Source organism: Acinetobacter bouvetii (assembly GCF_902753875.1).
Taxonomy (GTDB): Bacteria; Pseudomonadota; Gammaproteobacteria; order Pseudomonadales; family Moraxellaceae; genus Acinetobacter; species Acinetobacter bouvetii_A.
In genome coordinates this window covers 106322-119526 of record NZ_CADDTS010000040.1, presented here as the reverse complement: position 1 = coordinate 119526, position 13205 = coordinate 106322, and the positions used below count along the sequence as shown (strand labels likewise).

Here is a 13205-nt window from a genome sequence, read left to right as displayed (position 1 = left end):
AACGATAAGGAAAGCTGTATGGCTGGGTTAGCTCAGACGACCATCAATAAAATTAATCAGGTCTATAATGAGTGGGGACCGAAAATCCCTGCTGAAGTTACGCCGCGGAATGTACTGATTTTTTGTGTGATTGCCTTGCTGTGTATCGGTTCGATCATGGTGGCATCGGCTTCGATGCCCTATGCGGATCGACTACATGAAAATGCATTTCACTACATCATTCGACACGGCATATCCATTTTTGTGGGTGGTGTTGCTGCATTTCTGGCTTATCGTGTTTCGCTGAATGTCTGGTTCAATAATACTTTTCCGCTGTGGATCATGACGATTCTGTTGTTGGCAGTGGTACTGGTTGCCGGTACGGAAGTCAACGGTTCTACACGATGGATTCGTATTGCCGGATTTACCTTACAGGCATCCGAAGTCGCCAAGGTCATGATGGCGATCTTTACTGCAGATTATGTAGTGCGACGGGCAGAAGAGGTACGAAATAATCTTTCTGGCTTGTTCCGTCTGGGCGCGGTCATGGTGATTACCGTAGGTTTGATTCTGGCTGAACCGGACTTGGGTGCAACAGCGGTGATCGTGTTGATGATTTTGGGGGTATTCTTTTTAGCGGGAGCACCACCCATTCAGTTTATCGGTTTTATGGTGGCGATCATCATCGGCCTAGCCGTGGCGATTATCTTCGAACCTTATCGTCTGCAACGGGCATTGTCTTTTACCAATCCTTGGGCTGACCCGCTGGGTACTGGTTATCAGCTGTCCAATGCATTGATGGCCTTTGGTCGCGGTGAATGGTTTGGGGTTGGACTAGGACATAGTATCCAAAAAATGTCTTATCTACCTGAAGCGCATACCGACTTTATGTTGGCGATTTTAGGTGAAGAGTTTGGCTTCTTTGGCATTAGCACCGTTTTGATCCTGTCTTTTACCATGGTGGTCTGTTGTATCAAAATTGGCCATCGTGCCTTGCAACATCAATATTTACGCGCAGGCTATTTGGCTTACGGTATCAGTATCATTTTCCTGCTGCAAATTTTGGTAAATGCCGGCATGAATATGGGCATGCTACCAACCAAAGGTTTGACCTTGCCGTTTATCAGTTATGGCGGGTCATCGTTAATTATGTGTGCGGTGATGATCAGTTTGGTTTTAAAAATTGATGCTACAACCCAAAAAGCCAATCCAAGTAAAGAAGAATCCAGCTTCTAAACAGGTTTCTAATTCTCGATTCGGCCGAGCAAGGTTTAAAACGGTGCTCGGCTTTTTAGTGCCATAATGCAGACATTTTATCTGCGCTTTGGGAATCATTTCACAAATAATAAACCGGTTCAGTCTGCCATTTTTCAGCTTGATCTTTGAGCCTAACTGACATCCCGCCTATTATAAATAGCTGCCTTGTAATTCGGGCGTATGTGGAATCAGATCAATATCCCATTGGGCAATCGCTTGCTTGAGCATCTGAGAAGGGGTGTCTAAATCCACTTCTGGTTGATGCAAAGCACGAATTGCCTGTTGTAATAATACAGGGGCTTGATTGAGATCAAGTGCCTGAGCAAGATTTTGCTTGGAAAGCTTTTGTCCCTGATCATTCATGGCTAAAGGCAGGTGCATATATTCAAGTTTGGGATAACCGAGTATTGAACCCAACCAAATTTGCCGTTCAGTATTATCCAGCAGGTCTGCACCACGAACCACATGGGTCATGCCTTGCAGATCATCATCCACCACCACAGCGAGTTGATAGTTGATAATGCCATCACGACGCTTCAGTACGAAATCGCCTAAATCTTGTTGGAGATTGGAACAATGTCGGCCTTGCAGACGATCGCTAAAGCAGATTTCCTGATCCGATACTTTCAGGCGAATGGCTTGCTGCTCGAAAGGCAGATTTAGATCTCGGCAAGTTCCGGCATAAATATGATTGGAGCCGAGCATTTTACGGGTGCACTGACAAGCATAGACCCAGCCTTGCTGATGGAGTTGCTCAATGACCTGCTCATAGAGTTCCAGACGGTCTTTTTGGAAAATGATCTCGGCATCGGGTTCAAATTGAAAGGCTTCAATGGAGCGCAGGATATGCTCTTCACTGCCGGGATAGATGCGAGGAATGTCGGTGTCTTCAATTCGGACCACCCATTGACCTTGATGGGCACGGGCATCGCAGTAACTGGCGACGGCGGTAATTAAAGAACCAAAATGCAAAGGGCCGGTTGGCGATGGCGCAAACCGACCCTTGTAATTCACTTCATCTTTCCCTCCCTTTTTTAAAGGGAGGGTTAGGGAGGGATTACTTAACACAGTATTAACCGTTATTTTGCTTCTCTTTGATCTCTGCTAATGTTTTGCAGTCAATACAAAGGGTAGCAGTTGGACGTGCTTCAAGACGACGCAGACCAATTTCAATACCGCAAGTTTCACAGAAACCGTAGTCATCGTTCTTAATCGCTTCAATAGATTGCTCAATCTTGCGAATCAGTTTACGTTCACGGTCACGGGTACGCAGTTCAATTGCGAACTCTTCTTCTTGTGTCGCACGGTCATTGACGTCAGGCAAGGCAGTGTTTTCATCTTGCATGGTATTTAGGGTGCGATCTACTTCAGACATCAGTTCAGCTTTCCATGCCAACAAGATTTGGCGGAAGTGCTCAAGCTGTCCTTCAGACATGTATTCTTCATTTTTTTTAGGCTGATAAGGTGCAATACCAAATAAGCTAGCAGTAGAACCACTTTCTGACGCTTTTGGCTTCGTTTTACGCACGCGTTTTGCAGATTTCTCATCTACAACATCAGTTTGTTCGTCCAAGACTTGATTTTGGTTGTCATTCGCCATATAGGGCATTCCTCATCATATACGTATTATCTATACGCAAAAAATATGGTGATATGCAAGTGTTTTTATCCAACCCTCAGGAGATTTTCCTGCGAGGGTCGTCATCATATAGACTTTTTGTGCTTTTTGATAGTCTTTGATGGCCGGATTCTATCGATCATGCTTCCTTCAGAAGCCATAAAGTAATAGAAAAAATACAAAATGAAAAGTTAATAACCTGAAATTTCTCTATTAATTTGTTGCTGCGCTGTTTTGGCACGATGAATTTGGGTTTCCAGTTGACCATTCGCTTTCAAATGTAATACACGAAAACCCGGAGCTTGGTCATCCAGTGCAAAATCATCACTTAAAGGTTTGAACTGGACACAGGTGGAGGGAGTGGAGAAAAACTGAATATTGTGCCATTCATTTAAAGAATCCTGATGCACATGACCGCAAATCACCGCTTTGACATTGCTATGCTTGGCCAGAATATCGGTTAAATCTTCAGTATTTTTCAGTTTGTGCTGATCGATCCATTTTGATTGCATTGCAAAAGGATGATGATGGCATGCTACCACCACAAATTGCTGTTGGTATTTTGATAAAAGTTGATCGAGCTGTTGCAATTGCTCAGGTTCAATCCGGCCGTCGATTTTGTTGGGTACTGCGCTATTTAACAGTACGATGCTCCATGGTCCAAAATGAATTGCATGTGCCTGATTTTTATTTTGATAGAAGGGGAAAATCTCTATATTGTCATGATTGCCAGGGATTTGATAAAACGGAATGCCCACCTGATGCATGAAAGACAAATAACGGTCATAGGTTTCTTTAACCGGCACTTGTGCAAGATCGCCCGTATTGATGATGGCATCGACATCGGGATACTGCTGCTGAATCTGTTTGATGACAGCATGAAAACTCTGTTCCGGATTCATATGCACAAATTCTAAATCGTCCTGATTCATCAGATGTGTGTCTGAAATCTGAATAATGATCCAGTCCTGTTGATCTGGATTGTTATTGAATAAAGTCATGTCCGACTCCTTAGACATTCCTTGTCGTTTTAATATGTTGTTGTAACCATTGCAATGCCATAATGACCGGTGCATTTTTTAATCGACCATTGCCGAGTAGAGTAACAATCTCACTATAATCAATCAAATGCAATTGAATATTTTCCCCTTCATCGGGCATGCCAAAAACTCCGCCCTGCTTTGGCAGTTGGGCATGGGCGGCATATAAATGGAATAATTCGGAACAGGCACCTGCCGAAGGATAGAAGCTGAATAAATGCTGCAGTTGATCTATTTCACAGCCAGATTCTTCCAGACTTTCACGGCGTATACAGCTTTCAGGTGATTCATGGCCATCCAAAACCCCTGCTATAATTTCCAGTTGCCAAGGGGACTCTGCATCATCCATCGCGCCGACACGGAATTGTTCAATCAAGGCAAATTTTTGCTGGGCATCATCATAAATTAATACACCCGCAGCTTCAGGCCGGTGAATCAGTTCACGCTGAATAACGGGGGTAAATTCGGTTTGGTTAAATAAACGATGGCGCAGATGTACTTTTTCAACCTGAATGAAACCGCGAAAAAGGTATTCGCGTGACTGAATTTTGACTTCGTCGTTATTATAGGTGGCTTGTTGAATAATATTCATCTTATAGCCCAGTCAGGATGAAAAACATGCAGTCATCCTAACCGAGAATTTTATGAAAATAAAAGATTTTTTATCGGATTACAGCTTGTGGTACAGTTTTTGACCATGTTCCTGATAGCTGGTTTTCATACTTTCAAATCCCGCTTCAATCTCGGCATCGTTGGCTTGAGACGCAGCAGTATTCTCCTGATTTTTCGCATAATCACGAACATTTTGGGTGATTTTCATGGAGCAGAACTTTGGTCCACACATCGAACAGAAATGCGCTGACTTATGTGCTTCCTTAGGCATGGTTTCATCATGCATGCTGCGTGCCGTATCCGGGTCCAGACTCAAATTGAACTGATCTTCCCAGCGGAATTCAAAACGTGCCTTGGATAAAGCATTGTCACGTACTTGTGAACCCGGATGACCTTTGGCCAAATCGGCCGCATGCGCGGCAATTTTATACGTGATGATGCCATCTTTCACATCTTTCTTGTTTGGCAAGCCCAGATGTTCTTTCGGAGTGACATAGCAGAGCATGGCCGTACCGTACCAGCCAATCATGGCCGCACCAATCGCTGAAGTAATATGGTCATAACCCGGTGCGATATCCGTGGTTAAAGGGCCAAGGGTATAGAATGGGGCTTCCTGACAGACTTCAAGTTGCAGATCCATATTTTCCTTGATCATATGCATGGGCACGTGTCCAGGACCTTCAATCATCACTTGCACATCATGTTCCCAGGCACGGTGCGTCAATTCGCCCAAAGTGCGTAATTCGCTGAACTGTGCTTCGTCATTGGCATCTTGAATACAGCCCGGACGTAAACCATCACCAAGACTGAACGACACGTCATAGGCCTTCATGATTTCACAGATTTCATCGAAATGTGTGTAGAGGAAGTTTTCCTGATGATGCGCCAGACACCACTGTGCCATGATGGAACCGCCACGAGAAACAATACCGGTTAAACGGTTGGCTGTGAGAGGGACATATCTTAAAAGCACGCCGGCATGAATGGTGAAATAGTCCACGCCTTGTTCAGCCTGTTCAATCAGGGTGTCTTTAAAGATTTCCCAAGTTAAATCTTCGGCCACACCATCGACTTTTTCCAGTGCCTGATAGATCGGAACAGTACCAATTGGCACAGGCGAGTTACGGATAATCCATTCGCGGGTTTCATGAATGTTTTTACCGGTAGATAAATCCATGATGGTGTCTGCGCCCCAGCGGGTCGCCCAGGTCATTTTCGCCACTTCTTCATCAATGCTGGAACCTAAAGCAGAGTTACCAATATTGGCATTGATCTTGACCAGGAAATTACGACCGATAATCATCGGCTCAATTTCAGGGTGGTTAATGTTGGCTGGAATAATGGCACGACCTTCAGCCACTTCCTGACGGACAAATTCAGGGGTGATTTCAGTCAGGTTTTTTGCGCCAAAGTTTTGCCCTGCATGCTGACGGGCATCCACGTTTTCCAGCTGGCGCTGGTTTTCACGAATGGCAATATATTCCATTTCCGGGGTAATGATACCCTGACGTGCATAGTGCATTTGAGTGACATTTTTGCCGGATTTGGCACGACGTGGTTTTTGGATATGGGCAAAGCGAATATCTGCCGTGCGAATATCTTTCAGACGTTCCTGTCCAAATTTTGAGGTCAGTGTGCCTAAACGTTCCGTATCCTGACGTTCTTCAATCCAGTTTTCACGCACATGCGGCAAACCTTGATTCAGATCAATCTGCACATTCGGGTCAGTATAAACGCCCGAAGTGTCATAGACCATAATGGCTGGATTGGGTTCACCGCCCAAGCCGGTTGGTGTGTCGGTCAATGCAATTTCACGCATCGGCACTTGCAGGTCCGGACGTGAACCCTGGATATAGACTTTTTTTGACGCGGGTAAAATTCGGGTGAGATCTTTGGCATCTTGCTCGTGTTGAGCAGAAATTTCTGTTGCAGATAGATTCGTTAATTGGCTCATTGCAATGATCCTTATGAATGACATCAACGAATCAAGCACGATCAAAAACGTGGCAGGTTTATCTGCTCTATGAGGTCTGAGATCAAGTTCTCATATCCAGATACAGCGAAACCGGGGGCTTAAGTTTTTAGATGGCTTGATTCCTACGCAGGTCTTAACCTGATCAGGTTCAACGGTACTCACCATCAAATGCCATAGATATCTAAACTGGTATCAATAGTATTTAAGTGATCTCAGCGAGTTGTTACTCGCGCTCCGTCAAGCTATGGGCAAATATTAACATGCCGAACTGCTAAAAAACATTCACATTAAATATCGCTTTTAAGCCATTTATAGAAGCTGTCTGTAAGGGAAGGAGACTTATAGGCATACCGCATCACTAAAACAGTCTCGTGTTGGAGACAGGCTAAGATGTTGTAGCCCTAAATACTGTTCTAATTGTTTGCGTACCAAAAGATTTTTATTTTCAGATGGTGATTCCTGCGCACTGAGCTGGACAGATGTTTCTTTTAAGCGTTGTGGTTCCGATAATTGTAAAAATTGTAGAAATTTTTGTGCCTGAACAGCCAAATGTGAATGTTTCACCTGAGCTAACTTTTCAATTTCATCCAGTGAAGTATTTTGAATGTCATATTTGTCGAGGTAATTGTCTGAAACAGGGGAGTCCGGCAGTCCGATAAATAGAAACAGGCTATACATTTGCAGCAGATATTCTGCATCGCGACGATAGCTGCTTTTTGGATATTGTTTTAAATATTCCTCCCAAAACAGGGCGCGGGTAACAACTTCATGCGGTTCAATGGCTAAAGTTTGTTCCACAAAGACAGGATTGATGTTTTGTGTGGCCAAATTTTCAATAAACACCTGTTCTGCACGCGGCATGTAGGGGGCAAAAATCTTGGCTAGATACTCCGGGCTACGGCGATAGTGCACTAAGCCTTTACCGGCATCAAACAGTTCTACATAAGCCTGCCCCTTGTGTTTTAACAAATATTGGTCGCGTAAGGTCAGTTGTTCAAAATGCTGCTGTTGAATTGTAGGATGTTGTGATAATTCAAAAGCATAGTCTTCAAAGGCAGATTGCTGCGGTGGGGTGCGGTCTACAGTCAGAAAGTTGTCATACATCTGATTCGACAAGGCTAATAAATGTTGTTGGACTGTGAAAGTCGAAAGGGGTAAACAGAGTTTTAAATCCTGATTAATCTGTTCCAAGGCAAAAGTAGTGCGTTCCGAATTAATGGCTGCCATATTTTTTTCAATATTTTTACACAATACCGAAAGATCAACCGTTTCATCTTGCTGTTCTTGCTTTTGTACTTGTTCAGGCATAGGCTGTGGTTCAGGTTTTTGACACCCGAGTAGAAATAAAAAAAGAATAAAAGGAAAGCATCGCTTTACAGAGAATATTGTTTTTAAAGGCACAGTCATTCTATATCTGAATTCATACAGCGATAATTTGATGGATTGAAGGTATTTTATCGCTGAAAATAATTTTTTCTGTGTAGTATTGTGAAGGAGTTTAGTTACTCGCTGTGATTATTCCTTTAGATTGTATTGATAAAAATACTGCACATGAGTAGATTGTAAAAATTAATAAAAATCATACGGAAAATTGAGTGGATCATTTTAGTATTGCATGGCTTTTATTATAAATATGCGTTGTAAATGATCCGGTGTAGGGATTTACCATAAAAAATGAATATTAAAATAGTCATCAGTGCTACTGTTTTATTGCTGAGTCCATGCAGTTATGCCTTGGATTTGGTGGAAGCGTACCAGCGTGCAAAAAATACCGATCCTGACTGGCAAGCCAATCTTTTACAGTATGAAGCTGATCAACTTAATTTGGGGATTGCCAAAGGGAATTTGTTGCCTACCGTGACACTTTCTGGGAATGTGACCCGTAAAAGTCAGGACAGCAATCAAACCACCATTCCGGGATTTCCGGAAAATGCATTTTCTGCATCTTCTTCCACCACCAAGCAAATTGCCATGACAGCCCGGCAACCGATCTTTCGCTGGGATGCCTGGGAAGGATTAAAACAGGTTAAAACTTCACTGGACTTGAGTGAAATCAATTTACAGTTACAGCGTCAGGAACATATCTTAAATGTCTCTGAAACCTATTTTAATGTGCTGCGCCAGCAAAGTTTAACCGCGGCAAACCTGCAAGAAGAGCAAGCCTTGTTGCAACAGCTGAATGTGATGCAGGCCAAATTGCGAGAAGGGCTGGTGGCAAAAAGTGATGTTAGTGAAGCCAATGCACAATATGAAAGTGCGCGTGCCAACCGGATTTCGACTCATGTGCAACTGGTGCTGGCGCAGGAGCAATTGGCACAGCTGATAGGCCCTTATCGAGAAAATTTGGCGGTACTTCGGGATGATTTTCAGTTTCAAAAACCTTATCCGGCGGACCTGGATGCTTGGACGGCTTTGGCACTGAGTCAAAATCTGTCGATTCAGCAAGCCCGCATCCAGCAACATTATGCAGAAGATCAGAAACGGGTCGAGAAAGCCGCTTTGTATCCCCAGATTGAAGCGGTCGGTACCTATGGCTATAGCAAACAGTCACCGAAAAATGTCATTTCCAGTGATGGTCAATTTGACCAGATTGGTATTGAGATGAACTGGAATGTCTATACAGGCGGGCGGACTAAAAAATCCATTCAAAAAGCCGCGGTAAATGTGAAAAAAACTGAGGTGCAACTGGATGCTGCGATTCGTAAAGCCAATACCGATGTGAAAAAATCTTATCTGCAGGTCGAAACTGATCAGGCCAAATTGCAGGCCCGTAAAGCGGCCATGGATTCATCACGGATTGTTTCCCAAGCCTCCAAAGCCCAATATCAGGAAGGTTTAAAAACCATGGTCGATGTGCTGCTGGCGCAAAGAAATGCTTTTTCGGCCAAGCAGGATTATTTAAATGCCCAGTATGATTATTTGATTAATGTTTTGCGTTTAAAAGCAGCTGTAGGCAAATTAACCGAACAGGATTTGCAAGAAATGAATGCCTGGCTCATCGAAAAATCTTTGCCATCCAGCAGCTAATCTTCCTGTTTTTGTCATCAAAGCTTCATATTAGCTGTGCTTTAATATTGAGCAGAATCCGTCATTTTTAAATTGCTGTCGTGGAGTACGTCCCTTGCCAAATAATCCGGTATTAAATCACCATATTTCTTCGCAATTTAATGAAGATTTGCAGGATGTAAATACCAAGTTTATGACCATGGGTGGTCTGGTTGAGCAGCAAGTGGCCAATAGTATTCATGCCTTGCTGGATACCGATGCCACTTTGGCGATTGATGTGCAATTTCAGGACAATGTGGTCAATCGCATGGAAACCGAGATTGATGAAGCTTTAACCCTGATTTTAGCTCGTCGTCATCCTGCTGCCATTGATTTACGTATGGTGATTGCCATGTCTAAAGCCAATACTGACCTGGAACGTATTGGTGATGAAGCGGCTAAAATTGCCCGGATTGCCCAGAATTTATGTGAAGAGGGCAGTTCGCCTCGCGGTTATATGGAAACCCGTCATATTGGTAACCAAGTCCGAGTGATGATTCATGATGCTCTGGATGCCTTTGCCCGTCTAGATGTGGATCAGGCCTTACGGGTCTTGCTGGCCGATGCCGATATTGACCGTGAATATCAATCTGCTACGCGTACTTTAATGACTTATATGATTGAAGATCCGCGCCATATTTCACGTGTGATTAATGTGATGTGGGTGCTGCGTTCTCTGGAGCGGATTGGTGACCATGCACGTAACATTTCTGAACAGGTTATCTATATGGTCAAAGGTCTGGATGTACGCCATACCAGCGTGGAAGAGATTGAAGAAAAAGTTCAGCGCTAAGACTGATGCTGTTTAAAAAGCCTGTTATTTGATAACAGGCTTTTTTATTACCGATGCATTTACGGTAAGGTCATCAGCAGATGATTTATCTTGAATTCAACTACTGGTTTAATAAGGCTGTTGCTTTATATTTAACTATGTGTTTCTTCCTCCGCATCTTCTTCAAAGGTTTTGGCGATTTTTTCAATATTCAGGCTCTTGGCCATGGCATCAAAAATTTCTTTATACGCGCCGTCCTGATGATAGAGCGCATCATGTTCACCGTGTTCTGCAATCCGACCTTCTCTCATCACATAGGTATAATCGGCATCAATAATTTGCGACAAACTGTGTGAAATAATAATGACAGTACGACCTTGCTTGATCTGATCCAGACTATGTTTAATTTGTTCCGAAGCAATCGCATCTAAACTCGCCGTCGGTTCATCCAGAAAAATAATCGGTGGATTTTTCAGGAACATCCGTGCAATCGCAATCCGCTGTTGCTGACCGCCGGACAGCATCAGTGCATCGGCATCATAGCCTTGAGGGAGTTGTAAAATCTGCTCATGAATGGAGGCTTTTTTAGCTGCATCCATGACCTCTTCCAGGCTGGCATCAGTTTTACCGTATCGGATATTGTCAAAAATTGTGCCTTGAAAAATATGATTTTTCTGTAGCACCAGACCAATATGATCACGCAGATACTGGGTATCGATCTGTTCCAGATTCATGCCATCCAGCAGAATTTGTCCGGATGCCGGCTGGTAAAACTTATCCAGCAAACTGATCAGCGTGGATTTTCCCGCACCGGATAAACCGACCAAGGCAGTGATTTTATTGGGTTGAATCTGCATATTGATCTGCTTCAATGCATGGTGACCATTGGGATAATAGAACTCGACATTTTGCAGCTCGAAATTGCCATGGATAAGCGGTTTTTGCCTGCCACTGGGTTCAATTTCATGGTCGGCTTCCAAAATCCTAAAGAAACTTTCGGAGTAAATCATGGCATCATTCACTTCATCATAAATACGATGCAGCGAACGAATCGGTGCGGAAACATTATTAAATAACAGCACATGGTACATAATCATGCCAATGCTCATTTGGCCGTCCAATACAAAATAAGCGGTCAAAATGATGATCAGTACAATCCCGATCTGCTCAATAAAGGTCTTTAATCCGTCAAACAAAAAACTGGTCTGGCGGGTCTGCATCTGATTATCGGTCAGTTCTTTTTGCAGTTTCAGCTGTTTTTCGGATTCAATTGATTCACGGTTAAAAGATTTAATCACGGTAATCGAGTTGATAATGCTTAAAATGCCCTGACTTTTTTTCTCGCGTCCATCCCGTAAATTACGCCGCCATCCGCCCAGTTTCTGAGCCTGTTTATAGGTGAGCCAGAAGTAAATGGGCACAATACACAAGGCCACCAAACCAACATAGAAGTTGGCATAGAACATCAGCCCCAAAGCCACAATGGCACTGGTAAATAACGGTAAAATATCGATAAAGAAAATCTGTACCAGCCGGGTAAGGGAACCGATTCCACGGTCAATCCGGGTCTGCAATTTACCGGCCTGATTGTGATCTTCATTAAAAAACGCCAGCCGATAGGTTAGGAATTTTTCAATGATGCCTTGGGCCAAATCCTGAGAAACAAAAATCCGCAGCTTTTCACCATAAAATTTCTGTCCAAACTGCACGAAGGCATTGATGACTTCTTTGCCCAGTAAAATGACCGAAATATTGATCAGAATATGCCAGCCTTGAGCCAGTCCTTGACCTGATTCAATCAGACGGTTAATGCTGTCTACCGCATATTGTAAGGTGAGGGCATTGACCTGAGCGGTGAACGAGGCAATTAAAGTGAGCAGCAGTGTGGCAACCACCAGCAGGCGATAGGGATGCACAAAGGGGCGAAGTTTTTGAAATAAGTGCCATAAATTCATATGCAATTTTTTTATTATCAGCTGGATTTCAGTCTAAGCCGGTTGAGCCGCTGTCACAAGCGCATACAATGTTTTCAATTGTGAAGCATCACATTTCGCTAAAATAAAATTTAATCTGAGCTATATGTTTAACCATGAACTTTGAATTATTTGAGCCGGAAGCTCAGGCCAATCTATTGCCTTATGATGGGGTGGTTCAGGATTTTGGTCTGATTCTCACACCGGAACAAAGTGAGCAGTATTTACATTATTTTTTAACCCGTTTGGCCTGGCAACATGACGAAGTGATTTTGCATGGGCGTTATTATCAAACCGAGCGCAAAGTCGCCTGGTATGGCGACGAAAACTACCCATATCATTATTCGGGTACCTTTAAACAGGCACAGCAGTGGACACCCGGATTATTTCGTTTAAAGCAGCACATTGAAAAGCTGGTGGGGTATTCCTTCAATTCTTGTCTGGCCAATTTGTATGAAAATGGCACCCAAGGCGTGGGTTGGCATAGTGATGATGAACCGGCCTTGGTGTCGAAAGCCGGTTTAGAAACCGTGATCGCCTCGTTAAGTTTTGGCGCGACCCGAAAATTCAGTTTTAAGCATAAAACCACGCAGCAAAAAGTTGATCTGCTGTTACAGAGCGGACAATTGATTGTGATGTGCGGCAACACGCAGCAGTACTGGAAACATGCCTTAATGAAATCCAGCAAGATTATTCAGCCACGGGTGAATCTCACCTTTCGCTATTTTTATCCCTATGAAAAGCTGTAAATATCTGCCTTGAAGGCATAAAAAAAGCCCATACTGTGATGAGCTGATTTAAGTCTGAGGTTAGGCTTTTAGCCAAGCACCGGATTATCATGGAATAATGGATGCTGAAGAACAATAATCATATTATGAGAATAAGATGGGTATTACAACCATAAAATATCTTTTATTTCGCATAAAATGATACT

The 13205-nt window shown here is 43.3% G+C and carries 11 protein-coding genes and 1 riboswitch; of the genes, 4 read left to right on the top strand and 7 right to left on the bottom strand.

Translation table 11 applies throughout. The features are described 5' to 3' along the window. Positions 1-18: 18 nt before the first annotated feature. The gene (gene ftsW / locus FB6_RS12205) at positions 19-1215 is read left to right on the top strand and encodes a putative lipid II flippase FtsW (protein WP_174560250.1); all 1197 of its coding nucleotides are present in this window, start codon (positions 19-21) and stop codon (positions 1213-1215) included. 171 nt (positions 1216-1386) lie between these two features. On the opposite strand, the gene gluQRS is transcribed toward ftsW, so the two are convergent. The 6 genes from gluQRS to FB6_RS12175 all read right to left on the bottom strand — a co-directional run bounded on the left by gluQRS (position 1387) and on the right by FB6_RS12175 (position 7888). Next, the gene (gene gluQRS, locus FB6_RS12200) at positions 1387-2304 is read right to left on the bottom strand and encodes a tRNA glutamyl-Q(34) synthetase GluQRS (RefSeq protein WP_254592240.1); all 918 of its coding nucleotides are present in this window, start codon (positions 2302-2304) and stop codon (positions 1387-1389) included. A gap of 4 nt (positions 2305-2308) precedes the next feature. After that, positions 2309-2836, bottom strand: a complete 528-nt coding sequence (gene dksA / locus FB6_RS12195) for an RNA polymerase-binding protein DksA (RefSeq protein WP_174560249.1) — start codon at positions 2834-2836, stop codon at positions 2309-2311. A gap of 209 nt (positions 2837-3045) precedes the next feature. Next, a complete protein-coding gene (gene cpdA / locus FB6_RS12190; RefSeq protein WP_174560248.1) occupies positions 3046-3855 on the bottom strand; it encodes a 3',5'-cyclic-AMP phosphodiesterase in 810 nt (269 codons plus the stop codon). 10 nt (positions 3856-3865) lie between these two features. Then, positions 3866-4486, bottom strand: a complete 621-nt coding sequence (locus tag FB6_RS12185) for an NUDIX domain-containing protein (RefSeq protein WP_174560247.1) — start codon at positions 4484-4486, stop codon at positions 3866-3868. Positions 4487-4564: 78 nt separating this feature from the next. Continuing rightward, positions 4565-6460, bottom strand: a complete 1896-nt coding sequence (thiC, locus tag FB6_RS12180) for a phosphomethylpyrimidine synthase ThiC (protein ID WP_174560246.1) — start codon at positions 6458-6460, stop codon at positions 4565-4567. 123 nt (positions 6461-6583) lie between these two features. Further along, positions 6584-6728, bottom strand: a riboswitch (TPP riboswitch). Positions 6729-6820: 92 nt separating this feature from the next. Beyond that, positions 6821-7888, bottom strand: a complete 1068-nt coding sequence (locus FB6_RS12175) for a hypothetical protein (RefSeq protein ID WP_174560245.1) — start codon at positions 7886-7888, stop codon at positions 6821-6823. Between the two features lie 267 nt (positions 7889-8155). Between FB6_RS12175 and FB6_RS12170 the strand changes: the two genes are divergently transcribed. Next, the gene (locus tag FB6_RS12170) at positions 8156-9508 is read left to right on the top strand and encodes a TolC family outer membrane protein (RefSeq protein WP_174560244.1); all 1353 of its coding nucleotides are present in this window, start codon (positions 8156-8158) and stop codon (positions 9506-9508) included. 94 nt (positions 9509-9602) lie between these two features. Then, positions 9603-10319, top strand: a complete 717-nt coding sequence (gene phoU / locus FB6_RS12165; protein WP_174560243.1) for a phosphate signaling complex protein PhoU — start codon at positions 9603-9605, stop codon at positions 10317-10319. 131 nt (positions 10320-10450) lie between these two features. On the opposite strand, the gene FB6_RS12160 is transcribed toward phoU, so the two are convergent. Further along, the gene (locus FB6_RS12160; protein ID WP_174560242.1) at positions 10451-12253 is read right to left on the bottom strand and encodes an ABC transporter ATP-binding protein; all 1803 of its coding nucleotides are present in this window, start codon (positions 12251-12253) and stop codon (positions 10451-10453) included. Positions 12254-12387: 134 nt separating this feature from the next. Here FB6_RS12160 and FB6_RS12155 point away from each other — a divergent pair, with 134 nt between their 5' ends. Further along, positions 12388-13020 carry an alpha-ketoglutarate-dependent dioxygenase AlkB family protein gene (locus FB6_RS12155; RefSeq protein WP_174560241.1) on the top strand — a complete coding sequence of 211 codons (633 nt, stop codon included), beginning with the start codon at positions 12388-12390 and terminating at the stop codon, positions 13018-13020. Positions 13021-13205 lie beyond the last annotated feature (185 nt).

Excerpts from the sequence above, each read along its gene's own strand:
- ftsW (WP_174560250.1), top strand. The coding sequence starts at position 19 with ATGGCTGGGTTAGCTCAGACGACCATCAATAAAATTAATCAGGTCTAT.
- dksA (WP_174560249.1), bottom strand. The coding sequence starts at position 2,836 with ATGGCGAATGACAACCAAAATCAAGTCTTGGACGAACAAACTGATGTT.
- cpdA (WP_174560248.1), bottom strand. The coding sequence starts at position 3,855 with ATGACTTTATTCAATAACAATCCAGATCAACAGGACTGGATCATTATT.
- FB6_RS12185 (WP_174560247.1), bottom strand. The coding sequence starts at position 4,486 with ATGAATATTATTCAACAAGCCACCTATAATAACGACGAAGTCAAAATT.
- thiC (WP_174560246.1), bottom strand. The coding sequence starts at position 6,460 with ATGAGCCAATTAACGAATCTATCTGCAACAGAAATTTCTGCTCAACAC.
- FB6_RS12175 (WP_174560245.1), bottom strand. The coding sequence starts at position 7,888 with ATGACTGTGCCTTTAAAAACAATATTCTCTGTAAAGCGATGCTTTCCT.
- FB6_RS12170 (WP_174560244.1), top strand. The coding sequence starts at position 8,156 with ATGAATATTAAAATAGTCATCAGTGCTACTGTTTTATTGCTGAGTCCA.
- FB6_RS12160 (WP_174560242.1), bottom strand. The coding sequence starts at position 12,253 with ATGAATTTATGGCACTTATTTCAAAAACTTCGCCCCTTTGTGCATCCC.
- FB6_RS12155 (WP_174560241.1), top strand. The coding sequence starts at position 12,388 with ATGAACTTTGAATTATTTGAGCCGGAAGCTCAGGCCAATCTATTGCCT.